The sequence below is a fragment of the Sporolituus thermophilus DSM 23256 genome (assembly GCF_900102435.1).
In the GTDB taxonomy this organism is placed as follows: domain Bacteria; phylum Bacillota; class Negativicutes; order Sporomusales; family Thermosinaceae; genus Thermosinus; species Thermosinus thermophilus.
This window is the reverse complement of record NZ_FNBU01000014.1, coordinates 51,246-76,785: the sequence shown is the minus strand read 5'-3', so window position 1 is coordinate 76,785 and position 25,540 is coordinate 51,246. Positions and strand designations below refer to the sequence as shown.

Below are 25,540 nucleotides of genomic sequence, written 5' to 3'. Positions count from 1 at the left end.
CGTAAGAGAAGTCAACCCCAAGTTTGTGAACATAAAACATTGCCACGGCTAATCGTCTTGCTACTGCCGAACAGGCTTTTTTCCAACCGCCTTTCAAATTGCGACGATATATGCCGTAACCCCACTGACCGAGTGGCTCATTGTGCTTTTGAATTAGGGCACTGGCACATTTAACCAAGGCATAATGGATTTCTTGATTTCCCTTTCGTCTGGTTTGGGCTGTGACCTTACCGGCAGATACCTTTAAATAAGGGTCACATCCGCAATAAGCGGCAACTTGTTTGGCAGTTTTAAATCTGGTAGGCGTAACAATTTGGGAAAGCCAAATAAGTGTAGTTATTTCGCCGATACCAGGGATGGTTAAAAAATGTGCAAACAGCTTTTTGCCGGAAATAGTCCGCCCTTTTCCAATTTCCCAGTTAATTGCTTTTGCAAGCTTTAAAGCCTGTTTGGTATATTCGTGTGCTTTTTCCTTATGGGTATCATAGTCAGCATACATGCTCTTGATGACGCTTTTGACCTCATCAGGAAAACCATCAGGGCAGATATAATCACTGGGGATAAAGTGGCCGTCGCACATATCCTCAATTAACGCTCGGCTTTTGATACTGGTTACGCTATCGATGCTTCCCAGTGTATGGCCGAAACGAAGGATATAGTTATTAATGCGATTGGCAATAGATGTTGCCATTTGCTGGTGAAACTGTCGTTGACGCATTATAATGCGCAATTCCTGTATCTTGTCGCTGATGACAAAGCTTTCTGGCCATAGTCCTGTCATGTTTTGATAAGCAAGAAGTTTTGCATCAAGCTTGTCAGTCTTGCGGCGACTTGGGCTAGCTAGAAGCGGGTTAACTACCGAAGGTGTACCGCCAAAGGCTTTAAGAACAGGAAGATGATAAGTACCTGTACTTTCGATACTGTAGTGCAGTGGCTCAATATTTAAGACAGTAGGAACTGATTTTGTGCGGATGACATCTACAACCCAGTTTCTGGCCTCTTTTAATGCCTTCCATGATGTGGGAAAATCACGTTCGTACTTAATTACGTTATAACCTTCTTTTACTAAAACGCATACGGCTATAAATTTAGAATGAGTGTCAATACCCACACCGTAATCCTTTAAAGCTTGAATTGGTTCTCTGTTACCCCATTCGCTGTCAATGATGCTTTCAGTCAGCATAATATCCCAACCTTTCTGCTGAAATTAGGCATGATTAATACTGGGTTTCAATACACACAAAACTTGTGTGCACTCAAATCCAGCATTAAAACCGTCCACGTAGCACTGCACCTAACATAAAATAGCGGCTAAAGCCTATTACTGTACTAATATTGTCAAAGGGACAATATTGAACAACTCTCCCATTCGTGCTAAAAACTACATGACGTTATCGTCTTGTCCCAGCCACCAACCTCCTACAGGGCGCTCAAGGCGCCATGGAAAACGCCGTGGTCTGATAAGCTCATCTTAAGATGCGCTTATTTCCGCCATTTAGCGTACTAAATGGCAGCATAAACACACCTTAACACACCTTAGCCTTAGTCTTTAATGTCATAAAACGCAGTCCAATGAAAATTTAAAGCGTTAGCAATTCTTTTGGCTACAGCGATACTTGGATTGCGAAAACCAGTTTCAATGTTGCAATAATGATTTTGAGAAATGGAAGCCTGGATAGCGACTTGTTTCTGCGACAGTCCGCTTTTTTTGCGAAGTTGGATCAGCCAATGACGCACGTTCATCACCGCCCGAAATCTAATCTCGTAACGTAACATTCAATCATAACGGATTTTTCAACGGGTGATGAAAAAAGACCTTTCATTTATTGAAAGGCCAGAAAGGAAGTAAAAAAATTGCATAAAAAAATAGAGGGCTAATGTTTTTGTTGGCTCTCATGGGAGGAAAACATTATGGCCACAATTACCGACCGTTTGGGCTGTTTGCCATTAGGTAAATTCCACTGGCGTCTCCTGGTGCTTATGGGATCTGGCATTGCCTTTGAGGCACTGGACACTGGCCTTATAGCGTTCGTTCTGGCGAAGATGATTAGTTCATGGAACCTTTCTCCTGTCCAAATCGGCTATATCGGCAGCGCAGGCCTTGTAGGCATGGCGGTAGGAGCCATCCTGTCAGGTACTCTTGCTGACCGGATTGGTCGAAAAAAACTGTTTATTGCAACACTGGTAGTGTACAGTATTGGTACCGGCCTGTGCGGATTAGCGTGGAACTATGAATCTTTATTAGTATTTCGCTTTTTAGTTGGTGCCGGCGTTGGCGGACAACCTCCGGTTGCCAATGCCATGATGGGCGAGTTTGCCCCCATAAAACACCGCGGTAAAATGCTTGTCTTGCAAAACAGCTCATGGGCCTTTGGCTGGCTCTTGTCAGCCGTGCTGGCCTATGTAGTCATCCCTCATTTTGGCTGGCAACTTGCTTTCTTTATTGGCGCAGCGCCGGCTCTACTCGTAATTTACCTGTGGAAAGTTCTTCCTGAATCGCCTATGTATCTCATAAGCAAGGGCCGTTATGAAGAAGCCCACCAGCTTGTGGCCAGCATTGAAAAAGAACTGGGAGTTCCAGTTGGCGAAGCGCCCCGGGCTACAGAAAAGGTGGCTGTTGTTACCAAGAAGTTCGGCTTTGCTGATTTATGGTCCGCGCCGTATATCCAGCGCACTATTTGTCTGTGGATCCTCTGGTTCGGTATGGTTTATTCGTATTACGGCATCTTTACCTGGCTGCCTTCGCTGCTGGTAAAAAGCGGTCATACGCTATTGCGTTCCTTTGAATTTATTATGTACATGACATTGGCTCAGATCCCTGGTTATTTCACCGCCGCCTATTTGGTAGACAAAATAGGCCGTAAGCAAACGATAAGCGGACTGTTGATTCTTTGTACCATTTCAGCCTATATGTTCGGCAATGCCAAAACCGCCGCGGAAATCTTAATATGGGGCTGCCTCATGTCCTTCTCCAATCTTGGCGCCTGGGGCATTACTCATACCTACTCTTCGGAACAATATCCCACTCACGCCCGTGCTACCGGTGTGGGCTGGGCAGCAGCCTGTGGCCGTATGGGCGGCATTCTTGCGCCTATTGTGGTAGGGGCAATCATGACCGGTGCCAATCAGTACAATGCCGTTTTTATGATGTTCACGATTGTCCTCGCCGTTGTAGCGCTGAATATTATTTTCTTAGGCCGGGAAACGGCTGGCAAATCACTTGATGAGCTGACGGCCCAAGAGCCGGCTCCGGCTGCAACGAAAAGTTCAGGTATAAGCAACTAAAATCCAAATTCAGGTAACAGTATTTGTTCCCATTGCTCAGCACATCGTGGACTGAAGCGAGCTATGAGGGGGCGCTCGCCTCCCCATAACGCTGCTCGCAAAAAAGGCTTTACCTTTACCCGGTATACGCCGCGGGACGGCCAATCAACGGCTACTACCGGCGAAGAAAGAGGGATTTCCTGGTAGGTGCTGTCTTTGGATATCCGCAAACTAAGATAGTGGCTAAATAACCCTTGATCATAAAACATATTGGTATTAACTTCGAAGGTAAGTTGATCAAGGTCATCAGGTACCTGGAGCGGTTGCGAAGGAACTGCTTCCAGGGTTGACAATCCGGCCGGCAGAGTATCAAGCTGATAGACTTCCTGCCGCCCGAATCCGGCCACCCGCTTTCTCGGCAATAGCACTCCGTGGAGTTGAAAATCATCCCGTCCACGGGATTCTTCCATCACGGCGCCGTCTGACAGTATTGCCGAAGCAAAGAAACTGCCCGGAGTCACGTCAATGGCATGCTGAGCAACCCACTCAAATATCAATTGCATAATTTCTCCTCCCTTATATGGTGCTGTAGTATATGTGACATTTTGGCAAAGGTGACAAAGAAAAAATAACAATAGGGATGATAATTTTTCCAGTAGGTGGCGAAATGATAAACAAAATTGCTCATCAAAGATGAGCAATTAAACCCGGCAACGGCAATTACTTCGCAAAAACACGCCGGCAACCGGCGCTTCTAAACAAGTAAATCAGGAGGGAACAACAATGACAAAACCAACTTATAAGTTTCAAATGTATCGCCAACTGCAGGCGAATATTGCCAACATTTATGCCGATGCGCGCAAGGCAGCCGATGAAATCGGCATTCCTAAAGAACTGCGCGGCAAGTTCGGTCTGACCGGCGCCATTTCCGGCTGTCCGGCTCCACTCCGCGAAGATATCATGGAAGCCAGCGAACAGGGTGCTAAGGAAGTCATTCCGCTGGCCAAACTGGTGGATGAAATCCGCGAACTGGTCAAAAGCGTTTACGGTGACGAGTACGATGCCGCGCCGACTTCGACCTGTGAAGCCGGTCTCTGGGTGACTTTCGATACTTTATTCAGTCCGCCGATGATGGGCCGCGGCGACAACTACCGTTCCCGTTACATTGCCCTGTATGAAAAGCATTTGCATCACCAAGGTTCCTACGGTCGGCCTTTCCCGCCCAAATATAAGGACATCCTGGCAGACCGCGGCTCGACGGCCGGTGAGTTTGGTTTTTATGGCAAGCGCCAAAACAACTTGGATACCGTTATAATCCCGCTGGCCGGCGCGCGGTATGACGTACATGGCATTAAATACCATCCCGTGCCGCTTCTGACAGATGTCGATCCGGACGGTTCTATGGAAAATATTCGCAAACATGCCGAGATTCACATGTCCCAACTGGCCGGGTTTACCAGTCTTGGCTACGATACACCCGGTTACGGGTATGCAAAGAAAGACGCTGACGGCACACCGCTGCTGCAGAAAAAACTGGGCCAGTATGCCCGCGAACTCGACCTGCCCTATGTCATTGACAATGCCTGGGGCCTGCCGTTTGTAGGCTGCAGCCCGGTCAAGACTGGCGCCGATATCGTCATCTATTCAATGGATAAAGCAACCGGGGCGGCAACCAGTGGTCTGATCATCGGTAAAGAAGATATTATGGTTCCCATTCGCCGCGCGCTTGGCATGCATGGCGACCGCTACGGCACGACCGCATCCTACGGCAAAGCGGCCTATGTCACCTTTGATCCCGGCAAAGAAGCATTGCTGACCCAAATTCAGGCGCTGAAAGTGCTGCGCGATAAACCGGAAGTTCTCACCAAACCGGTAGATGACCTGGAGCGCATCGTGCGCGAAGAATTTGCGAAAATCAACTTACCCGATCATCTCAAACAAGGCATCCTGATCAGCAAATCCTATAATTCCACGGCAGTAGAAGTTAACTACGAAAACACTTGGAAACACGGCGAACTTGGCATTCCTATTTTCTCAATCGAAGACATGTATTCCGGCACGAATATCTTCCAAACCGGCTGCGCGCAGATGGGCGTCATTCCAACGGTTGCTTACGACGGTAATATTTTTATTTCCCCTGGCCTCGGCACCTGCGACAGCAAGGGCCAGCTCATCGAAGACGTCGCCCGCTATGCGGTCCGCGCGCTGGTCCGCCTTATCGAGATTACCTGCAAGTACGCCGGTCTTACCGAATAACTAATTCCTCTGGCGATGGCTATTATTCAACCACCGAGATATTCATGCCAATAAATTGGCACCACAAGGTTCTCCACGGCTTCCCCTTACTTTCCACTCTCCGATTTCCACTTTCCAGAGAGGAGGCTTTGCCATGACCAAAAAAGTAGTAGTGGTAGGCGGCGGCTGGGCCGGCTCGGCCGCCGCACTGGCGGCACGCAAAGCTGGCGCTGAGGTTGAACTTTTTGAACGCACCGATATGCTGCTGGGCACAGGATTGGTTGGCGGCATCATGCGCAACAACGGACGATTTACGGCGACAGAAGAACTCATTGCCATGGGCGGCGGCGATTTGTTCCAAATTGCCGACCAAATGGCTCGCCACCGAAATATTGAGTTTCCAGGACACAAGCATGCTACACTTTACGATGTAGCGAAAATCGAACCGGCCGTGCGGCAGGCGCTGCTTGCCGCAGGCGTTACCATTCACCTCCACACACGGGTAAAAGATATCGTCAAAAGCGGAGACGCCATTACCGAAGTAATTGCTGAAGATTTCCTCAGCAAACGGGAAATCAAGGCAGCGGGTGACGCGTTCGTCGATGCCTCAGGTACGGCTGGTCCGCAAGGCAACTGCATGAAATACGGCAATGGCTGCGTGATGTGTATATTCCGCTGCCCGACTTTCGGGCCCCGTCTGTCGATTGCAGCCAAGGCCGGTGTCACCGAAAAGATTGGCAAGAAACCTGACGGGTCGTTCGGGGCGATGAGCGGTTCCTGCAAACTGCACAAAGACTCGTTAGCCAAAGACATCGTCGCAAAACTCGATACTACCGGCGTTGCCATCATTCCTATTCCCGCCAATCTGCGCAAGGGCGCTGCCACATTGACGCAAAAAGCCTGTCAACAATATGCGCTGCCGGAGTTTAACGACAATATCGTCTTGCTTGACACTGGCCATGCCAAATTGATGAGTTCGTACTATCCGCTTGACATGTTGCGCCAGATTCCCGGCTTTGAAAATGCCCGTTTCGAAGATCCGTATGCTGGCTCCATTGGCAATTCGATGCGCTACATCGGCATGCTGCCCCGCGACAACGCCTTGAAAGTGGAAGGTTTGGCGAACGTGTTTGCCGGCGGGGAAAAAGCAGGGCTTTTGGTCGGTCATACCGAGGCCATCATTACCGGCACGCTGGCCGGTCACAATGCGGTCCGCACCGCCTTGGGGCTTGACCTTTTAGTTCTGCCGACTGAGCTTGCCTGTGGCGATGCCATCGCTTTTGTACGGGAAAGCATGTTGACTAATGAAGGCATGATGAAAAAGTACACCTTTTCAGGCTCTGTTTACTTCGAACGGATGAAACGGCTTAGACTGTATACCACTGACGTTAAGGCTATTAAGGACCGGGTGGCGAAAGCCGGCATGACCGGCGTATTTAGTAAAGCTCTCCACTAACGGTCTGTCTAGGAGGGCTGTCGATGAGCGTCGAACCGTTAGGTCAAATTATGGACGCACTCGATGTCGAAACGTTTTTTGTCTGTAGCAGCGAAGAAGAGGGACGCATGTTCATGCTGGCTCTGCTAAAACAATGGGGGTTTAAAGACGTAGACATCGTCTTCGCGCAACAGGACGGGCCGGGGATGCGGGTTCGCGGACGGGCTTACGTTTACCGTCCGGCCGATAAGTATCAATGGCTGTTGGGGAAAGGATGGCAAACATGAAACGGGTATTGTTGGCGCCCCTTGACCCGGTACATGACATCGGCCTCAAAATGGTAGCCAGAGGGCTGGCAGAGGCAGGGCATCATACCTTGCTACTGCCGCCTGACCTGACGCCGGAAGAAATCATCGCCCAGGTACTGTCGTATAACGCCGACGTCTTGCTGATAAGCCGGACGCTGGGCTACGGCGTGGCCGAACTATTGGCCCGCTTTGTGGATTTGGCCGACGCTTCCGGCATCCGGGACAATGTCAAAATCGGCATCGGCGGTATGGCCATTCGGCCTGAACTGGCGGCAGAACTGGGGTTTGATGCCGGTTTTGGTCCTGGCACTCAAGTCGAAGAAGTTGTCTGCTTTGTGGAAGACCGTGAATATAAGCCCGATCTTAGCCGGGTTAAGAAGCATAAAACCGATATAACGGCAGGTTATGATTACCGCTATCATCATCCGGCCATAGCCGCCAAACTAGCCACTATTACCGATATGATCCTAAATTGGGTGAAAGGAAAAACCACTGACGGCGTACGCCGGGCGAGGGTGCGTCACGAACTATGGGATGTCGAACGTTGGCGGGCCCGTGAGGACATGAGTCCTTTTTATCAGGAATATGTAAAGTATTGCGACGGTGTCGCCCGCAAGTATTATGAACAGGGAGCATTGCATCCCAAAACGCGCCGCTTTACTGTCGAGGAAGTACGCAAGTTTGAGACTTTTCTTGAAGAACTCAAAGCGCGTATGCCCGTCAAAAAGCTGCAGCATGCCCGGCCGAAGCCGCTGGTATTCAACCAATACGGGACCGGTTGTCCGTTCATGGATATTGGGCACATAATGGCAAGCCAGGCCTGGGGAGTAGACGGCGTGGTTCATTTTGACCCTTCTTGGGGTGCTAGGACAGAAGGGTTTCTTGATGGCTTTTTAACCCACCAGGAAGACGGTACTGTCATTACACCGGCTAACTTAAACCGTATCCATTCGTCGCTCGATCGCTCCCTGTTGTGGCAGGTTCGGGCCCATCGCGGGCTCAATACGCCGGAGACGGTGGTGCTGGCCGGCAAACTGGGCGCTGACCTGACCAAAATCAATATATGCTATGGTGCGCTCGGCGCAGGGACAGATCCGGCCCGCATGACAGTTGACGGATATCACGCTATTGTCTATGCAAAACAATACAATTTGCCCTTTGATATTGTGACCAATGAAGAACTGGCCGGTGTCCCGGCCCATAAGGCCTTTGCCGGCATGCTGATCGTTGCCGATCTGGCGGTGCGGCTTGGCGCCCGGCCCATCCTGCAGCCTTTGTTCGCCTATTCGCCGGAAGCAATGCTGCGCGGCCTAATGGACGATAACTATATTGACTACAACGCGGCCAAAGTATATACGCTGCGGTCGATTATTAACGCCCCTATCTGGCCAGGCGCTCCCATCGGCTTCCTCACCCATACCGAAGATCGGGTGCAGTCGGCAATGACGACGGCCTTACACGCCGGACTCGGCATGGCACTCGGGGTGGATGCCATATCCATCGCTTCGGCCGATGAGGCCTATTCAGGAGGGCCAATCACCGTTTCGGCCAAGATTGACACGCTTCGCGCCGTTGCTGAGTGTTTCCGGTTCTTCGGTCACGGCTCGATTACGCCGACTGATAAAGCGAAGCTATTGGCTGACGAATTGACAACGAACATCGAAGCAGTGCTTGACTCGGTTATCGCGACCGGCGATTTTGTAACTGCTTTACATGCTGGCTGCCTAGGCAGCCGGGAAGATGGTGCTTATCCGGGCCGGACCGGAAAAGATACGGTGCAAAGTGAGTAAAAGTTCAAAAAGCGGCGGAGTTCCGCCGCTTTTTACACTAGCCTGTAACCAGCCGGAGCACGGTATTGTCTTTTGCAGGCCCGGCATAAATGAAGGAGGGACAGTATGGCTGTTGTTGATCCCTATAAATCAGGCAAACTCAAAAACAATCCTTATGCGAAAAAAAGTGATGTTGGTGGTTCGCTTGTCGTCGTACTTGACGGCCAAATGGATGATAGGGGCTTATCGCTGATTGCGCCGATTTCGCGCTGCATAAAAAAAGACGAAGTGCATGAGCTTATTCTGACCGACGAAATGGGCGCCCGCCCAGGCGTCACTGTGAATTCCATTGCCTATCTTGGTTTTTTTGCGGCGGAACAGAGCGGCGTTCTTGTCGAGGGGGATGAAGTGACGGTGAACGGCAAAAAGATCGGAAAAATTGCCGGCTTTGACGAAACGCATATGCCCAACCATTTGAACATCGTGATTAAAGCGGAAAAGCGCCAGACTGGACTCGAACTAGACCTAAATCCTGGCGACAAAGTCGTCTTTCACTTGGTACGAGGCTAAGACAGAAAAACGGAGGAGCCACCGTGTTGAACGAAAAGGATAGATTGGAAACTGATGCGCTCGAAATATTGCGTGATGCCGTGCAACCGCTCGGCAGCGGCGCGTTAAGCGCCGCTTTGCGGGAACGGGGGCACAAACTGAGCGAGGCCACCGTCGGCCGCCTGCTAAGGGAGTTCGATATGGCTAACTATACACAAAAAGCCGGCTTCCAGGGCAGGATTTTGTCGGCAGCGGGCGCCAAGCGGCTGGCGGTGCTCACCGCCCGCAAGAAAAGCATGGAGTGGGGAGAGGAATTCGCCCAAATACTGCGCGGTCACGACAAAGAACAACTGCTCGAAGTCCTGGTCGCCCGGCGGGCTATTGAAAGCGAGCTGGCGGCGCTTGCCGCCCAGCACGCGACGGCAGAGGATTTGGCGAAGCTGGAAAATATTTTGGCAGATCAGCGGCGAACACTTGACGCCGGCGGTTTGGCCGCCCAGCAAGACGTCGATTTTCACAATCTGATTGCCCGTATGGCCAAAAACCGGGTGTTGGAAGCTGCGGTTGCCTTGATCCGACAAGACACCCATCTGTCCCCCGTGCTGGAATATATCCGCAAACATGTGCACAGTTTGGTCTATATTGATCACGAAAAAATCAAGAATGCAATCAAATCCCGCCAGGCCGATCAAGCTCGGCAAGCAATGATTGAACATATTAACAACCTGATCACCGACGTGGAACGGTACTGGGAAATTACAGTAGTAGAAAAGAATTGATATTGGGAAGCGGGTGTTCGGTTTGTTGGAGATGAAACTCGGCATAGCCGGCACGGCCAAAAATACCGGCAAGACCACGACAACCGCCGCCATCATGACAGAACTACGCCGCAAAGGGATACCGTTCTACTTGACCAGCATTGGTTATGACGGGGAAAACATAGATAATGTCACTGGTCTGCCAAAACCCAAACTGCGGGTAGAACCTGGCGACATCGTGGCTACGGCCGAGCGATGCCTTGCCGCAAGTACGGCTACTTTCTCCATATTGGCCCAAACACCGGTCCGGACTCCGCTGGGCCGGGTCGTGGTGGGACGGGTGGAAAAGGAAGGTCTGGCGGTCACGGCCGGACCGAACAAAAGCGTGGAAGTGAGAACCATTGCAGCAGTCCTGAGCAGTTTGGGTCCCGGCATTACCTTATTTGACGGAGCGCTCAATCGTATTGCCCCGCTGGCCGAAACGGACGGATTTATTCTGGCTACCGGGGCTGCGCGGACAGTGAATATTCCGCGCCTGGCTGAGGAAACGGAACGGATCTGGCGTATTGCCAATTTGCCGGCCGTTCCGCTTGCGCTGCTGATCGCTGAGCGCCGGCCTGCCGGTATTACGCTCTTCGGTGACCAGGGTGATGTCCTCGCTCACTGGAAAGAAGCCTCGATATTAGCGGAACAGGACGTTGACCGGATAGTAGCTGCGGCCAAGAACGGTGGGGCCTGTCTTTATATACCCGGGATTATCGGCGAAAGAGCCTTTGCCTACTTGGCCGACCGTGGCGCCGAACTACCGTCACGGCTATTTGTGGCCTTTTCTGATCCCATCAAACTGCTGGCCTTTGCCAATCCCATCGCGTATTACGGCTGGATTGAAAAATTAGAAGCCCATGGCGTCTTGACCGGTGTGGTCCGGAGAGTGCCGCTGCTTGCGGTTACGGTTAACCCTTTTTATCCCGAATTCCGCTATGACACAGCTAGCTATCGTCCGGCATACGTTGACCCCCACTGGCTACAGGTAGCGGTTAGCAACCATATCCAAGCGCCGGTGTACAATGTGATGAAGCAAAGCGTTCAAGGATTGATTAATCATGTGCTGGCCCAAGCCAGACCGTGGGAAAATCCTATCAAAACCGTTTACTTCTGATAGCAAGAAAAAGCCTGAAGCAAAACCAAGTTGGTTAATAGTCTGGCCACCCGGCCATTGCCGTCGATAAACGGATGGATAAACACAAAATCTTTATGTACTTGTGCTGCAAAATCGACTGGATGCAGCTTTTTTCTTTGTTCGGGCAATTGTTGAAGCCAATCTTTCATTAACTTTGGCACATCTGGCCAATCAGGCACAATCGTAATGCTAATATATCTTCCTCAGTAAATAGGTTTAAATCATTCCTGCATATTTACAATTTTAACCAAAAATGTTTACTTCTCGGTTCCATGCGAAGTTGCCCTAACATTATTATTGGTTAATGTTGACAATACCAAAATCTGCCGCTATCCTTAGTACTGTAAATACCGTATTGGTACTCAGCGTATCGAGAGGTGGTGATAAATTGCGCACCCGTATCATGCAGGCGGCAGTCGAAGCAATGCAAGAACACGGCATCCGCTTTACCATGAGCGACCTGGCCCGGCGCCTGGCCGTCAGCAAAAGTACGCTTTATGCCTATTTTTCCTCCAAGGAGGCGCTGGTCGGCGCCATCCTGGAAGCCATTGCCGCCGACATCCAAAAACAGCAGGAAGAAAAAATCCAAAGTAGCAGTACAAGCCTGCCGGAAAAGCTCCGCGCCATGCTGGCCACTTTCCCGAAAACAATCGGCCCGCTGAACGACCGGATAATTGATGACATCCGCCGCCATATGCCTAACGAATGGACAAAAATCGAAAAGTTCCGCCACAGCAGATGGCTGATCACCGAACAACTCCTCCAGCAGGGCATCGCCTGCGGACTGCTCCGCCCCGTCAACCTGGCCATCGTCCGGGCAATGCTCTTTGGCACTATCGACGAACTAGCTAATTACCAGTTTCTTGTCCAGAACAACCTTACCTTCCGCGACGCCCTGACCACTGTTGCCGATATACTGGTCAACGGGCTGGCCACTGGACAAAACAAGGAGGAATGAAGTAAATGCTGAAAAACCGCCGTTTTATCGCTGTCTGGCTGTGCTTGGCGGCAGCCGTTGTCTTGGCCGGCGCCGCCGGCTGCAGCCGCCAGACAGCCGGTCCGGCACCCCAACCGGTAGAGGTCAAGGTAATGCCGGTAATCCAGCAAGACACCCCTGTCAACTACGAATTTGTTGGCCAAGTGGTGGCTAAAAACGAGGTCCAGCTCCGCTCCCGGGTATCAGGCGTCATTGTGACCAAAATGGTAAATGGCGGCGATGCCGTCCGGGCCGGCCAGCCGCTGTTTACCATCGACCGCCGCCAGTATGAGGCTGCCCTGCAGAACGCCCGGGCGCAGCTGGCCCAGGCGGAAGCGGCCTTGAGCAATGTCCGCCTGGACCGTATCCGCTACGAAAAACTGGCCGCTCAGGGCGCTATCTCCAAGCAGGCTCTGGATACTATCCTGGCTCAGGAACAACAAAATATCGCTCTGGTTGAGGCTAACCGCGCCAAAGTCCGCCAGGCCGAGGTAGATCTGGAAGATACCCTGATTGTCGCCCCGTTCGACGGGCGGATTGAAGTTAACGAGCTGAGCGTCGGTAGCTTCGTCCAGGCCGGCCAGACCGTCCTGGCTACCATATCCTCTACCGACCCGGTATTTGTCCAGTTTAGCCTGAGCGAAAATGAATACCTGCGCCTCGCCAAACAAACGAGCAGCACTCTGCCGGACAGCTGGGGTCAAAATCTGAAACTAGTGCTAAGCGATGGCCAAACTTATCAGTTTACCGGCAAGGTAGAGCAGATTGACCGAGGTCTTGCCCAGAACACCGGTACGCTCACCCTTAAAGCTTCTTTTCCCAACCCGCAGCGCCTGCTGGTACCCGGTATGTTTGCCCGGGTGGTAGTACCGGGTGAGATGCGGCAGGGGGCCCTCCTGATCCCCCAGCGGGCCGTCCAGGAAATTTTGGGCAAAACTTTCGTTACCGTGGTAGCCGCCGGTGACAAGGCCGAACTCAGGCCGGTCAAAATGGGGCCTCGGGTCGGCAACCTGTGGCTGGTGGAAGAAGGGCTGAGCGCCGCTGACCGCGTCGTGGTCGAAGGCGGTTTCAAAGTCCAGGCCGGTACACCGCTGAAAGTCATACCGGTCGACCCGGCCGAATTTTTGGCTCGGACTAAACAATAAAGGTGATGTTATGGCCAACTTTTTTATCAACCGACCTATTTTTGCCATCGTAATTTCCGTTATCATCACCCTGGGCGGCCTGCTTTCCGCCTTCAATCTGCCGGTTGCCCAGTACCCGCAGATAACGCCGCCCCAGGTCAGCGTAAGCACCACCTACCGGGGCGCCAACGCCGAAGTGGTAGACCAGACCGTCGCCCAAATCATCGAGCAACAGGTCAACGGCGTCGAGGACATGGTGTCCATGGAGTCCACCAGCACCGATGCCGGCACCTACTCGTTGGTTGTCCAGTTTGAACTGGGCAAAAATGCCGATATCGCCGCCGTCCAGACCCAAAACCGGGTAGCCCAGAGCAACGCCTTGCTCCCTGAAACCGTGCAGCAAGCCGGACTGACTACCCGTAAGACCGTCCAGGACCGCTCGCTGATCTTCGCCCTCTGGTCACCGAACAACACCTATGACAGCACGTTCATGAAAAACTACGGCAGCATCTACCTGGTCGAAGACATCAAACGCATCAAGGGTGTCGGTGACGTCATGGAGTTCGGCGCCGACTACGGCATGCGGATCTGGCTGCAGCCGGACAAAATGGCCCGTCTGGGTATAACGGTAAACGACGTCACCCAAGCCATCGCCAAACAAAACATCCAGGCGGCAGCCGGCACGATCGGCCAGCAACCGGCTCCGCCCGGCCAGGAATTTCAGTACACCGTCCGCGCCCAAGGGCGCCTGACCACCAAGGAAGAATTTGAAAAAATCATTATCCGCGCCCAAAGTGACGGCTCGCTTGTCCGGCTTGGCGACATCGCCCGGGTTGAACTGGGCAGCAACAACTACAACTTTGATGGTCAGGCCAACGGCCGGCCGGCGGCCGGGTTTGCCGTCCAGCTCACCAGCGACGCCAACGCCCTGGAGACCATCAGCAACGTCCGCAAATACCTGGAAGAAGCCGCCAAACGGTTTCCCCCTGACCTTGAGTACAAAATCGTTGTCGACAATACGCTCTATGTCCGCGAGTCGATGAAAGAAGTGGCCAAAACCTTCGCCGAAGCACTACTGCTGGTTTTAGTCGTGGTATTCGTTTTCCTGCAGAGCTGGCGGGCGGCGCTTATTCCCATGCTGGCCGTACCGGTGTCCCTGATCGGCACCTTCAGCGCCTTTTTGGTCTTGGGATTTTCCATCAACACCTTGACGCTGTTCGCCATGGTGCTGGCCATCGGCCTGGTCGTCGACGACGCCATTGTCGTCATCGAAGCGGTAGAACACCATATGCGCTACTCGGGGTTAAGCCCGGTCGACGCCACCCGGCGGGCAATGAGCGAGGTCTCCGGCCCGGTAATTGCCATTGCCTTCGTGCTGGCCGCGGTGTTCATCCCGGTCGCCTTTTTCGGTGGCACGGTCGGCGTGCTGTACAAGCAGTTCGCCTTGACCATCGCCGTCTCCATGGCCTTATCGGCTATCGTCGCCTTATCGCTCACTCCGGCGCTCTGCGCGCTCTTGCTCAAACCGTACGACCCGGCGGCGCCGGTAAGCTGGAGCGGCAAATTCTTTGCCCGCTTCAACACCTGGTTTGAAAATATGCTGGACCGCTACACCAATAACGTGGACCGCGCTATCCGCCGCACTAAGCTGGCGGTCACCCTCTTAGTCGTGCTGGTCATCCTAACCGGCGCCCTCTACCGGGTAGTCCCGACCTCCTTTGTCCCGAACGAAGACCAGGGCTTCTTCATCGTTTCCTTGTCGCTGCCGGAAGCCTCCAGTTTAAACCGTACCAAAGAGGTAACAAGCCGGGTAGCGGAAACAATCCGCTCGCAGCCTGGCGTGATCGAGACAATGGCAGTCAGCGGCTTTGACCTCCTGGGTGGCGGCATCAAGCCCAACTCAGCGGTAATCTTTACCCGCTTGGCCCCCTGGGACGAACGCACCCGGCCGGAACTGGCCGTAGATCAAAAAGTCCGGCAGGCATTTGCCCTGGGTAGCAGTATCCCGGAAGCCACCGTGCTGGCCTTCAACCCGCCCGCTCTGCCCGGCCTGGGCATGGTCGGCGGCTTCACGCTGATGCTGGAAGACCGCGCTGGCGGCTCGCTGGAAGAAATGGACCGGGTGGCTAAAAACTTTCTCGCCGCCGCCCGTCAGCGGCCGGAAATCGGCATGATTTATACCACTTTCCGGGCAGATACGCCAGGCTACCGCCTATCGGTTGACCGGGAAAAAGCGGAAAAATTAGGGGTTGCGCTTAGCGACATCTACACCGCCCTCCAAACTTTCCTGGGCGGACTACAAGTCAATGACTTCAACCAGTTTGGCCGCACCTACAAAGTCATCGTCCAGGCCGAACCCCAGTTTCGCGGCGATATTGACGCCACCAACTTTTTCTATCTCCGCAGCTCAAATGGCACAATGGTGCCCCTGAGCACCCTGGTGAAAGCCGAGCCCGCCAGCGCGCCGTCCATGCTCAAACGCTTCAACGGTTTCCGGGCCATCCAGATTAACGGCAGCCCGGCGCCCGGCTACAGCTCGGGCCAGGCCATAACCGCCCTGGAAGAAGTAGCCCGCCAGGTACTGCCCGCCACCTTCAGCTACGAATGGGCCGGCCAGAGCCGCGAGGAAAAAATCTCCGGCAGCAAAGCCCCGCTTTTGTTCAGCCTGTCGGTGATCTTCGTCTTCTTGTGCCTGGCCGCGCTCTATGAAAGCTGGCGCCTTCCCCTGTCCGTGCTGCTGAGCGTGCCGACCGGAATATTCGGGGCCTTCCTGTTCCAGTACCTGCGCCACCTGGAAAACAACATCTACATGCAGATCGGGCTTATCATGCTGGTCGGTCTGGCCGCCAAAAACGCCATCCTGATCGTCGAGTTCGCCAAACTGCGCACCGATAAAGGCATGGACCCGGTCAAGGCGGCGATCGAGGCCGCCCGCATCCGCCTGCGCCCCATCCTCATGACCTCCCTGGCCTTTATTATCGGCTGCCTGCCCCTGGCCTTAGCCAGCGGCGCCGGCGCCAAAGCCAGAAACGCCATGGGCACGGCCGTCGTTGGCGGCATGTCGGTAGCCACCCTGCTCGGCATCTTTCTCGTTCCTGTCCTGTTTGTCATCATCGAACGCTTAAATCAACTTCGTTTTACCACCGCCATCACCGCGGCTGCCGACAAACTGCGGACCATAACCAGCCGGACCGACACTACCCAGAAGGATGATAATCTCCAAAGCTAATAAACGCAAAAGCTGCCAGGGAAATATTAGACCATATTCTGGCATTAAAAAAGCCGAAAAGCTTCGGTTATGTCTTCTTTAAACATTCTATAGCGCCTCGATATTACCGTTTCTTAGAAGTCTTAGTAATCTCAAACTTTTAATAATATCATAGTTATGCTTCTCTTATTGCAGAGGCCTAACTATATAGTAGCCCGGCATGGCAAGCCGGGCTTTTTTTATTAGACAATTTTCATTCTGAAGCAAACGTATTAATCGGTATTCATTCCCAAAATCCAGAACGTACGATAGTGCAGTGGATAAGCAATTAAGAAGGGTTCATCCGCGTAAACTCGAAATAATATTTAAAATATTTTGTTTGAGGTTGGGCCCCATGCGCTTCCTGAAAAATAACCTGACTACAAAATTTATGATGGGGATCGCTGTCATCATGACAGTCATGATGGCTATTAACCTACTGTGGATCCTTACCCAGTACCGGCGTCAGGCGGAAGCCGAAATGAAAGAAAAAGCGATGGTAATCGCCCAGCAGTTGATTGCTACCCGTGCCTTTATCGCCAGCAAACAGGACGTTATAAACCGCGATTCGCAGGGAAATTATGAGTTCAAGCACTTGAATCCCGCCGCCGTCGGCAAGGGAATTGGCGATATATTCAACCAGTATTCGGGTTATAAATTCAAACAGACGCGGCTAAAAACGCGCGATCCCGGCAACGCGCCGGATAACTTTGAAGTCGAAATGCTGAAAAAACTTGCCGCTGACCGCAGCCTCAAAGAGTTATGGGGCTATGACCAAATAGCAGGTACCCGGGTTTTTCGCTATATGGTTCCGCTTTACTGCGATGATTCATGCCTGCCCTGTCACGGCAAGCCGGCCGGCGCTACGGATATTGCCGGGTTTCCGAAAGAAGGCTATTCCGCCGGCGATTTTGCCGGAGCCATCAGCATCGTCTTCCCTATGACGGCCTTTGAAGAGAATATCAAAGCCAACATTATTACCCAGGTGTCTTTTATCCTGTTAATGGTTTTTGCTAGTATCGGCGGGATATATATCATGATGGAGCATATCGTTGTCAACCCGATAAAAGTATTGACGGAAAAGGTAGTAGCGTTGGGACAGGGCAAGTGGGATGCCAGCATCAATGAAGTCAGCACATACGATGAAATGCGCCGCCTTGCAGTAGAGTTCAACTCCATGGCTACTAAGCTGCAACAGCTCTACAGCAGCCTTGAGGAAAAAGTAGCGGAGCGAACCCGGATGCTGTACGACGCAAACCAAAAGCTCATTAAACAAGGCGAAGAATTAATGGCAATGAATGCCCGGCTCAGTGAAGCGGATCGCTTAAAATCCGAATTTCTGGCCGTAATGAGTCATGAACTGCGGACTCCGCTCACGGCCATTATCGCCTTTACGGAGATTCTGCTGGCCGAAGGGCAGACATTAAGCGACGTACAGCGGGAATACCTTGAAGATATTTTTGAGAGCGCGCACCAGCTCTTGGGTCAAATCAACGATATCCTGGATATGTCGAAAATTGAAGCCGGTCTGATCCGGCTAAACCGCCAGCCGGTTGATATACGGGATATAGTAGCAAACATCAGCAGAATCACATCATCCTTAATTGCCAAAAAGAAGCTTGATTTTACCGCCAAGATTGCTCCGGATGTCCCCGTCATAATGGCTGACTACGAAAAAGTAAGCCATATTCTCAGAAATTTGGTCAGCAACGCGATAAAATTTACCCCTGCGGGAGGGAAGATTTCCGTAATTATTGAAGTAACGGCGAATACAAGCGAAAATCCGCAACTTAAGATTCTGGTCAAAGATACAGGAATTGGCATCAATGCATCCGACCGCAAACTTATTTTTGAAAAGTTCCGCCAGGTGGACGGAGCAGCGCAGCGAGAATATGCCGGCAGCGGCCTGGGGCTGGCCATTGCGAAAAATCTCGTTGAACTGCACGGCGGCAAAATATGGGTAGAAGACAACGTCGGCGGAGGGACGGTCTTTGGCTTTACCCTGCCGCTAACGGCTAAAGGGGGTTAGTCGTATTGGTCAAAATTTTAGCCGTTGACGATGATCCAAAAATCTTAAAAATCGTCCGCCACTGTCTTGAAAAAGAGGGATTTCAAGTAGCTACCGCTACCAACGGGGAAGAGGCGATAAAAGCAGTAAGGCTTGACCGTCCTGACCTTGTGATACTGGACCTGATGCTGCCGAAGATGAACGGACTCGATGTCTGTAAGGCGCTAACCGCGGAAGAGCGCGAGCTGCCAATAATCATTCTGTCGGCGAAAGGTGATGAACTCGACCGGATAGCCGGTCTGAGCATGGGTGTGGACGATTATGTCGCCAAGCCCTTTAGCCCCACCGAATTGGTACTGCGGGTCAAAGCGGTGCTGCGAAGGGTTAAGGGCAGACAGCCGAAACAGGACGAACAGGTCATAGTATGCGGAAACGTAAAGGTTAATCCTAGGACGCGGACCGTGACAGTCGGCGATAATCAGATTAATCTCACCAACAAGGAGTTTGACTTACTGCTTCTTTTGGCAAGCAACCCGCAGCAAGTATTTACGCGGATGCAACTTTTGCACAAAGTTTGGCACAGCGATTATCCCGGCGATGAGAATACCGTGACGGTGCATATCCGGCGTCTGCGGGAAAAAATTGAGCCTGATCCGTCCCAGCCCCAGTACATACAAACCGTCTGGGGGGTTGGTTATCGGTTTAATTGTAACGGCGCTTAGAGTGCGCCGTTTTTCTTTTTAAGTCTTTGTCGGAAAAATTAATAAATTTGTAAGTTTTTTGTAAGGGCTATTTAATTTTACTTATGTACTATTAAAAATAGTTATAAAGTCCATCTATGGGGAGGCAATGCCCGGTGGAAAGGGGGGCAAAAGCGGCCTTGTTTTTCGGAGGAGTTCTGTCACTGCTTCTGGGCGGTTTTACAAATGCTAAGTCGAAACCTGCTCTCATACGGCCTCCCGGCGCGGTTGATGAATTACTATTTCTGGCGACTTGCCTCAGATGCGGTAAATGCGCTCAGGTTTGCCCTCAGGGGGCAATTATTATCGGGCGGGGAGAAAAAGGCCTGGCCATCGGCACGCCATATATCGAACCAAGACGGGCAGCCTGCGATTTATGCATGGACTGCGTAAAGGTGTGTACCAGCGGGGCTCTAAAAGAGCTACCGAAAGAGCAAGTGCGGATGGGACTTGCGGAAATAAATAAGGATACCTGCCTGGCGTGGCAGGGCGATGAATGCAAGGTGTGCTACACAAGCTGCCCCTTTTATAACCGAGCTATCAGGCTGGAAGAGCACAAACGCCCGGTCATTGACCACGCTGTATGCGTTGGCTGCGGGATTTGCGAGCATGTCTGCATCGTAAATCCGCCGGCGGTCACGGTGAAAGCGAGGCGGTAGCCCTTGCGTTTAGACATTAAAATATTGCGAAAGCTCATCCAATTTTCCGCCGTGGGGATATTGACCCTGCCGCTATGGTGGCCGGGAAATCCCATATGGTTGGGCACTTATCTTTCTTCCCGCTTTTTCGGCGTTGCTTTCACCGATCCGCTCGCCGCGCTGGAAGTTATGCTGGCGAGCCGCGAGTTTATCTGGCCGCTTTTCTGGTCGGTCCTCCCGCTGGTTGCCGTGGCGATTGTTCTCGGACGGATATTTTGCAGCTGGATTTGTCCGCTAAATACTGTCTTTGAACTGGCGGCCGCAATCAGAAAGCCGGCTCGCAAGTTGGAAAACGGTTGGCAACCGTACTTACTGCTGGGAGGATTTGTTCTGTTAGCAGGAGCGGTAAGTCTGCCGGTTTTTACCATGATGTCGCCGATTGGCATTTTAAGCAGAGCCTTGGTTTTGGGGACGGGCCTGGAAATAATCGTGCCGATTTTGCTTGTCGCCTTGGAGCTGGTGTATGCCCAAAAGACCTGGTGCAAAAAAGCCTGCCCGGTTGGCGCGTTGTACGGAATCCTCAGCCGGTTTAGAATTCTCCGGTTAAAAATGGACGATGCAAAGTGCAACAACTGCGGAGCCTGTTACTCAACCTGCAGCATGGGGGTCGATGTCGGCAGTGCAAAACCGCTTGACATCATGAACTGTACCAACTGCGGCGACTGCATCGGCGTTTGCCCGAACGATGCTATAAATTATTGTTGGTTCGCCAGACAGAAAGGAGGTGCGATTAAGGATGAATCTTTTACGAGCGATAGCAGGTAAAGAAAAGCTGACAGGTCAACATCTCGTCATTTTAGGCTGCGCAGTCGTTTTTTTCCTCATCTTTACCGCCTGGTCGGTCGGTTATACGTCGCGTTCCGAATTCTGCGCATCCTGCCATGAAATGACGCCTATGCATCAGACCTGGCAAACTTCATCCCACAAGAATGTAGCTTGTTTCGACTGCCATTCTGAACCCGGGGCCATGGGGGTAGTGAAAGCCAAGGCCAAGGGCTTAAAAGAAGTTTGGCTGCACATAACCAGCGCTACCATGGACATTAAAGCCGATGAACGGGACATCAACTGTTTCAGCTGCCATCAGGACAAGGTTAAAACCAACGTCGAGCGGGCCCTGGCAGCCAAAGACCCGCATACCAAAAAGCATTTTGATAACGGCATGACCTGTATCTCCTGCCATACCGGAATAGTACATAACGCTAAAATCAATAACGTCGGATTGAATCGTGACAATTGCGCGAATTGCCATCTCGACCAAATGAGAAAATAGAATAGATTTTTCCAGGAGGGAAAAAGATGAAGTTTTCACGCCGGGAGTTCTTGAAATCGCTCGCCGTCGCCACGGCAGTTGCGAGTTCTGGCTGTTCTTTAGAATCCGGCGGCACAAGAATGCAGGGCCCCACGTCCCAGCAAGATGTAGAAAAATGGGTGAAAGGCGTTTGCCGCTATTGCGGTACTGGCTGCGGCGTCCTGGCAGGTGTAAACAAAGGAAAAATTGTAGCGGTTAAAGGGGATCCTGACTGTGCCGTAAATAAAGGGAAGTTGTGTGTAAAAGGCATTCTGCTGCCAAAAATCATGGATGCAAAAGACCGCCTGCTTCATCCTCTAATTAAAAAGAACGGCCAGTTTGTCCGCGCCAGCTGGGACGAGGCGCTTGATTTGGTCGCCGCCAAATTTAAAGAGGCAATTGCTCAGTATGGGCCGGATTCGGTCGGCTATTACGGGTCCGGACAAAATACGGCCGAGGAAGCGTATATAGCCAATAAGCTTTTCAAAGGCTGCATCGGCACCAACAACATTGACGGCAATCCCCGAACCTGCATGGCCAGCGCAGTTGCAGGTTACGTAAGCACTTTCGGCAAGGATGAACCTATGGGTACATACGCAGATATCGAAAAAGCGGATGTATTTTTCATTATTGGTTCTAACATGGCCGAAGCCCACCCCATTATTTACTCCCGGATTGTGGACCGGAAGAACAGCGACCCGAACGTAAAAGTGATTGTCGCCGACCCGCGCCGCACCCGCACTGCCGACATTGCCGACATCCTGCTCCAGTTTATTCCGGGGACTGACTTAGCGCTGTTAAACAGTATGGCCTATGTGCTGATTGAGGAAGATCTTATCGATAAAGATTTTGTAGCCAAACACACCAACTTCATGCAAGGTGAGAAGAAGATTACTTTTGAAGAATACAAGGCCTTTCTCGCCGATTATTCGCCCGAAAAAGTGGCCGAAATCACCGGGCTTGCCGCCGACCAAATCAGGACAGTGGCACGCCTTTTTGGCGCCAAAGGCAAAAATACAATGTCGCTCTGGACAATGGGGCTAAACCAGCGAATCCGGGGCACTTGGGCCAATAACCTTGTGCATAACCTCCACCTGCTTACAGGAAAAATATGCAAGCCCGGCAATACGCCCTTTTCACTCACTGGTCAGCCAAGCGCCTGTGGCAGTATTCGCGAAGTTGGCGCCTTGTCGCACTTGCTTCCTGCCCACCGGGTGGTAACCAACCCTCAGCACAGGGAAGAAGTCGCCAAAGTTTGGGGGGTAGACCCCGCAAAAATGAGCCCTAAACCGGGGTATCATACGATCGAGCTTTTCCGAGCTGCTGCTGACGGCAAACTCAAGGTGCTTTGGGTTATCTGCACCAATCCCGGTCAGTCCATTCCCAACCTTGAACTTTACCGCAAAGGAATGGAAAAAACGTTCCTCGTGGTTTCCGAGGCTTACCATCCCACACGGACAAGTGAACTGGCCGACGTTGTCCTTCCCTCCGCTCTTTGGATGGAGAAAGAAGGCATTTACGGCAACGGCGAAAGACGAACCCAGCATATTGCCAAAGCCGTTGAGCCCCCAGGCGAAGCCAAACCTGACGTGTGGCACCTGATGGAAGTGGCCAAACGGCTAGGTTTCGGCAATCTTTTCGCCTACAAGGATAATGAGGAAATCTGGGAAGAATACCGGAAACTGACCATCGGAACCAAGATGGACCTGCCACCGTACGCACGGCTGCGAAAAGAGCATGGCCTGACCTGGCCTGTGCCGGATCCGAACGGGCCCGATACCTATATTCGCTATGCCGCGCCATGGGATCCGTTCGTTAAGAAGGAAGAAGGCATAAAATTCTACGGTAAACCTGATGGCCGGGCTGTCATCTTTGCCAGGCCGCACGCCAATCCGCAGGAAATGCCTGACAGCGAATACCCGTTCTTCTTGTCCACCGGGCGGATTTTAGAGCATTGGCATACAACGACAATGACGATGAATGTACCGGAAATTAAGCGGGCCATGCCGGAAATGTATGTTGAAATCAATGCTGCCGATGCTGAAAAACTTGGCATAAAGGACGGTGACTATGTTAAAGTCGTCTCCCGCCGCGGTCAGTGCCGGCTGAAGGCCAAAATAAACGGCCGCGGTCAACCGCGGCCCGGAATGGTCTGGGTTCCTTTCCACGATACGGAAATATCGCGGATGATCAATTTTGTAACTATTGATGCTTTCGACGATACTTCCAAACAGCCTGAATATAAGATTTGCGCCGTAAGAATTGAAAAAGCCTAGTCATCCTCTGCATAAACACAGGTTGGGAAAACTCCGGCAACTCCGGGAATTGACTCCATGGTCTTGGCAAGAAAGTTCACGTCATCCAGATTCGGCGCTTCAACAACAACAATGATCTGGTTGTTCGGGGTGGTAGTATGGACCGTGACGCCGGAAATATCGGTCAGTTCTGCTATCACCCTGTCCACCGCATCGTTAGCCGGCTGTACAATCATGCTTGCGATTGCCATCAACTCGCCCTCCTCTCGTTTACGGCTCTAAGTATAAAACTGCCACAGCGAGCGTGCAACAAGGGAAGTATTAATGAATTATTAAGAAAGTATTACAAAATTGCGGCTTACAGGGCTCCAGCAAATTCCTGGCGAATTTTACCAGATAAACAATTAGAAGGAGCATGGCAATGAACGTAAGGGTGAATGTAGAGCTGATTAATGTGGGGAAACGTTTTAAGGACAAGGAACTTTTTACCGGGATCACCCAGGCGGTCCGGCCCGGCCAGTGCTTGGCCATTACCGGCAAAAACGGCTCCGGTAAATCTACCTTGCTGAAAATTATTGCCGGAATAATGCGCCCTACCACCGGCGCCGTACAGATAACCGCGGGTGGACAGGTGCTGGGAAAAGGCGAACGTCTGCAGCATATCGGGATGGTATCGCCGGAAATCATTCTATACAATAACCTGACAGGGTGTGAAAACATTAAATTTTTGGCAGGGGCGCGCGGCGCAGCCTGCGGTGAGGCCCAAGCCCGGCGATTATGCGGTATGGTAGGTTTGGCTAGTCATGGGGATAAGCTGGTCGGGACTTATTCAACAGGGATGAAGCAACGGCTGAAGTTTGCCCTGCTGCTGGCGGTAAACCCCGGTCTTTGGCTACTCGACGAACCATCGTCCAATCTTGACAGCGATGGCAAGGCCTTGGTTGACGAACTAATCCATACAGCGCTAGCGCAGGAGAAAACGCTTATTGTTGCGACCAACGAAGCCATGGAGGTGCGGCATGCAGAAGCAGCCATCAGCTTGGGTTAGATCGGTAGCTGCGATTATTGCCAAGGACGCGGTCAGTGAGTTTCGCTCCCGTTACGCCGCCGGCGTATTGAGCATGTTTGCGCTTGTTACCCTCGCCAGCATTAGCATGACTGTAGGCGGCATCGGGCTATCGCCGACGCTACTTGCCGCCCTGCTTTGGGTGATAATATTTTTTTCGGCCATGGCCGGTCTGTGCCGGGTTTTTGTTCAGGAGCAAGAGGCAGGAACTCTGTTCACGCTGCGAATGTTTGCCAAGCCTCAGGCCGTCTTATTTGGCAAACTTATTTTTAACATTATTCTCTTAACTGGTTTAACGCTGCTGATTGCCCCCTTGTTTATCATTTTTTTCAATGTCGAAGCCTTCAGCTGGCAAAGCCTGTGCGGCATCCTGCTCCTGGGCGATATTGGCATCGCTGCTGTCGCTACATTGACGGCAGCGATGGTGGCCCATACCGAGGGGAAAGGATCCCTGTTTACCGTACTCTCCTTTCCGCTCCTGCTTCCACAATTTTTGACGGCCATTCAAACGACGGAAAAAGTTTTTTCCGGTGCTTTGCCTGTCTGGAACCAGCTTGTTTTTATGGCCGGATATGACGCGACCGTCATTATTGCCGCATCCATATTGTTTGATTATCTATGGAACGATTAGAGGAGGATA

24 protein-coding genes are annotated in these 25,540 nt (G+C 51.9%); 19 read left to right on the top strand and 5 right to left on the bottom strand.

Features of this window, described 5'->3' with window-relative positions; genetic code table 11:
- Both BLQ99_RS09540 and BLQ99_RS09535 read right to left on the bottom strand, forming a co-directional pair.
- Positions 1–1,183, bottom strand: a 1,183-nt coding sequence (locus BLQ99_RS09540) for an IS110 family RNA-guided transposase (RefSeq protein ID WP_093690412.1), incomplete at its 3' end; no start/stop codon positions are given.
- A gap of 359 nt (positions 1,184–1,542) precedes the next feature.
- Positions 1,543–1,737, bottom strand: a complete 195-nt coding sequence (locus BLQ99_RS09535) for a helix-turn-helix transcriptional regulator (RefSeq protein WP_093689801.1) — start codon at positions 1,735–1,737, stop codon at positions 1,543–1,545.
- Between the two features lie 174 nt (positions 1,738–1,911).
- Here BLQ99_RS09535 and BLQ99_RS09530 point away from each other — a divergent pair, with 174 nt between their 5' ends.
- Positions 1,912–3,285, top strand: a complete 1,374-nt coding sequence (locus BLQ99_RS09530; protein WP_093690410.1) for an MFS transporter — start codon at positions 1,912–1,914, stop codon at positions 3,283–3,285.
- Here BLQ99_RS09530 and BLQ99_RS09525 read toward each other — a convergent pair.
- The gene (locus BLQ99_RS09525) at positions 3,282–3,827 is read right to left on the bottom strand and encodes a hypothetical protein (RefSeq protein WP_093690408.1); all 546 of its coding nucleotides are present in this window, start codon (positions 3,825–3,827) and stop codon (positions 3,282–3,284) included. The two genes, BLQ99_RS09530 and BLQ99_RS09525, sit on opposite strands and share 4 nt — an antisense overlap.
- Positions 3,828–4,047: 220 nt before the next feature.
- Here BLQ99_RS09525 and BLQ99_RS09520 point away from each other — a divergent pair, with 220 nt between their 5' ends.
- From BLQ99_RS09520 to BLQ99_RS09490, 7 genes are all read left to right on the top strand, one after another.
- Positions 4,048–5,520, top strand: a complete 1,473-nt coding sequence (locus tag BLQ99_RS09520; RefSeq protein ID WP_093690406.1) for a hypothetical protein — start codon at positions 4,048–4,050, stop codon at positions 5,518–5,520.
- 133 nt (positions 5,521–5,653) lie between these two features.
- Positions 5,654–6,955 carry an FAD-dependent oxidoreductase gene (locus BLQ99_RS09515; protein WP_093690404.1) on the top strand — a complete coding sequence of 434 codons (1,302 nt, stop codon included), beginning with the start codon at positions 5,654–5,656 and terminating at the stop codon, positions 6,953–6,955.
- 23 nt (positions 6,956–6,978) lie between these two features.
- Positions 6,979–7,221: a hypothetical protein gene (locus tag BLQ99_RS09510; RefSeq protein WP_093690402.1), complete on the top strand. Its 243-nt coding sequence runs from the start codon at positions 6,979–6,981 to the stop codon at positions 7,219–7,221.
- Entirely contained in the window at positions 7,218–9,032 is a 1,815-nt protein-coding gene (locus tag BLQ99_RS09505; RefSeq protein WP_216093655.1) for a cobalamin B12-binding domain-containing protein, read from the top strand. Before BLQ99_RS09510 ends, BLQ99_RS09505 begins: the two co-directional genes overlap by 4 nt.
- 105 nt (positions 9,033–9,137) lie before the next feature.
- Positions 9,138–9,581: a DUF6917 domain-containing protein gene (locus BLQ99_RS09500; RefSeq protein ID WP_093690398.1), complete on the top strand. Its 444-nt coding sequence runs from the start codon at positions 9,138–9,140 to the stop codon at positions 9,579–9,581.
- Positions 9,582–9,604: 23 nt separating this feature from the next.
- Positions 9,605–10,339 carry an FCD domain-containing protein gene (locus tag BLQ99_RS09495; RefSeq protein WP_093690396.1) on the top strand — a complete coding sequence of 245 codons (735 nt, stop codon included), beginning with the start codon at positions 9,605–9,607 and terminating at the stop codon, positions 10,337–10,339.
- A 31-nt stretch (positions 10,340–10,370) separates the two neighbouring features.
- The gene (locus tag BLQ99_RS09490; protein WP_483880755.1) at positions 10,371–11,477 is read left to right on the top strand and encodes a KamB family protein; all 1,107 of its coding nucleotides are present in this window, start codon (positions 10,371–10,373) and stop codon (positions 11,475–11,477) included.
- Here the strand turns inward: BLQ99_RS09490 and BLQ99_RS09485 are convergent.
- Positions 11,468–11,677 (bottom strand): Fic family protein, encoded by a 210-nt coding sequence (locus BLQ99_RS09485; protein ID WP_281240883.1) that lies wholly within the window; start codon positions 11,675–11,677, stop codon positions 11,468–11,470. The two genes, BLQ99_RS09490 and BLQ99_RS09485, sit on opposite strands and share 10 nt — an antisense overlap.
- Positions 11,678–11,886: 209 nt before the next feature.
- On the opposite strand from BLQ99_RS09485, the gene BLQ99_RS09480 reads away from it, so the two are divergent.
- From BLQ99_RS09480 to BLQ99_RS09440, 9 genes are all read left to right on the top strand, one after another.
- A complete protein-coding gene (locus BLQ99_RS09480; RefSeq protein ID WP_171904644.1) occupies positions 11,887–12,456 on the top strand; it encodes a TetR/AcrR family transcriptional regulator in 570 nt (189 codons plus the stop codon).
- 5 nt (positions 12,457–12,461) lie between these two features.
- Entirely contained in the window at positions 12,462–13,619 is a 1,158-nt protein-coding gene (locus tag BLQ99_RS09475) for an efflux RND transporter periplasmic adaptor subunit (protein WP_093690388.1), read from the top strand.
- 10 nt (positions 13,620–13,629) lie between these two features.
- Positions 13,630–16,827 (top strand): efflux RND transporter permease subunit, encoded by a 3,198-nt coding sequence (locus tag BLQ99_RS09470; RefSeq protein ID WP_093690386.1) that lies wholly within the window; start codon positions 13,630–13,632, stop codon positions 16,825–16,827.
- Between the two features lie 373 nt (positions 16,828–17,200).
- The gene (locus BLQ99_RS09465; RefSeq protein WP_245690398.1) at positions 17,201–18,874 is read left to right on the top strand and encodes an ATP-binding protein; all 1,674 of its coding nucleotides are present in this window, start codon (positions 17,201–17,203) and stop codon (positions 18,872–18,874) included.
- Between the two features lie 5 nt (positions 18,875–18,879).
- Positions 18,880–19,575 (top strand): response regulator transcription factor, encoded by a 696-nt coding sequence (locus BLQ99_RS09460; RefSeq protein WP_093690384.1) that lies wholly within the window; start codon positions 18,880–18,882, stop codon positions 19,573–19,575.
- 134 nt (positions 19,576–19,709) lie between these two features.
- Positions 19,710–20,252 carry a 4Fe-4S dicluster domain-containing protein gene (locus BLQ99_RS09455; protein ID WP_093690382.1) on the top strand — a complete coding sequence of 181 codons (543 nt, stop codon included), beginning with the start codon at positions 19,710–19,712 and terminating at the stop codon, positions 20,250–20,252.
- A 3-nt stretch (positions 20,253–20,255) separates the two neighbouring features.
- Positions 20,256–21,056 (top strand): 4Fe-4S binding protein, encoded by an 801-nt coding sequence (locus BLQ99_RS09450; protein ID WP_093690380.1) that lies wholly within the window; start codon positions 20,256–20,258, stop codon positions 21,054–21,056.
- The gene (locus tag BLQ99_RS09445) at positions 21,028–21,561 is read left to right on the top strand and encodes a cytochrome c3 family protein (RefSeq protein ID WP_093690378.1); all 534 of its coding nucleotides are present in this window, start codon (positions 21,028–21,030) and stop codon (positions 21,559–21,561) included. The genes BLQ99_RS09450 and BLQ99_RS09445 overlap by 29 nt, the downstream gene beginning before the upstream one ends.
- A gap of 26 nt (positions 21,562–21,587) precedes the next feature.
- Complete coding sequence (locus BLQ99_RS09440) at positions 21,588–23,855, top strand: molybdopterin-dependent oxidoreductase (RefSeq protein ID WP_093690376.1); 2,268 nt, start codon at positions 21,588–21,590, stop codon at positions 23,853–23,855.
- Here the strand turns inward: BLQ99_RS09440 and BLQ99_RS09435 are convergent.
- Positions 23,852–24,085 carry a chaperone NapD gene (locus tag BLQ99_RS09435; protein WP_093690374.1) on the bottom strand — a complete coding sequence of 78 codons (234 nt, stop codon included), beginning with the start codon at positions 24,083–24,085 and terminating at the stop codon, positions 23,852–23,854. The two genes, BLQ99_RS09440 and BLQ99_RS09435, sit on opposite strands and share 4 nt — an antisense overlap.
- A 170-nt stretch (positions 24,086–24,255) precedes the next feature.
- Between BLQ99_RS09435 and BLQ99_RS09430 the strand changes: the two genes are divergently transcribed.
- Positions 24,256–24,882, top strand: a complete 627-nt coding sequence (locus tag BLQ99_RS09430) for an ABC transporter ATP-binding protein (RefSeq protein ID WP_093690372.1) — start codon at positions 24,256–24,258, stop codon at positions 24,880–24,882.
- Positions 24,854–25,531 carry a heme exporter protein CcmB gene (locus tag BLQ99_RS09425; protein WP_093690370.1) on the top strand — a complete coding sequence of 226 codons (678 nt, stop codon included), beginning with the start codon at positions 24,854–24,856 and terminating at the stop codon, positions 25,529–25,531. The genes BLQ99_RS09430 and BLQ99_RS09425 overlap by 29 nt, the downstream gene beginning before the upstream one ends.
- Positions 25,532–25,540: the final 9 nt, after the last annotated feature.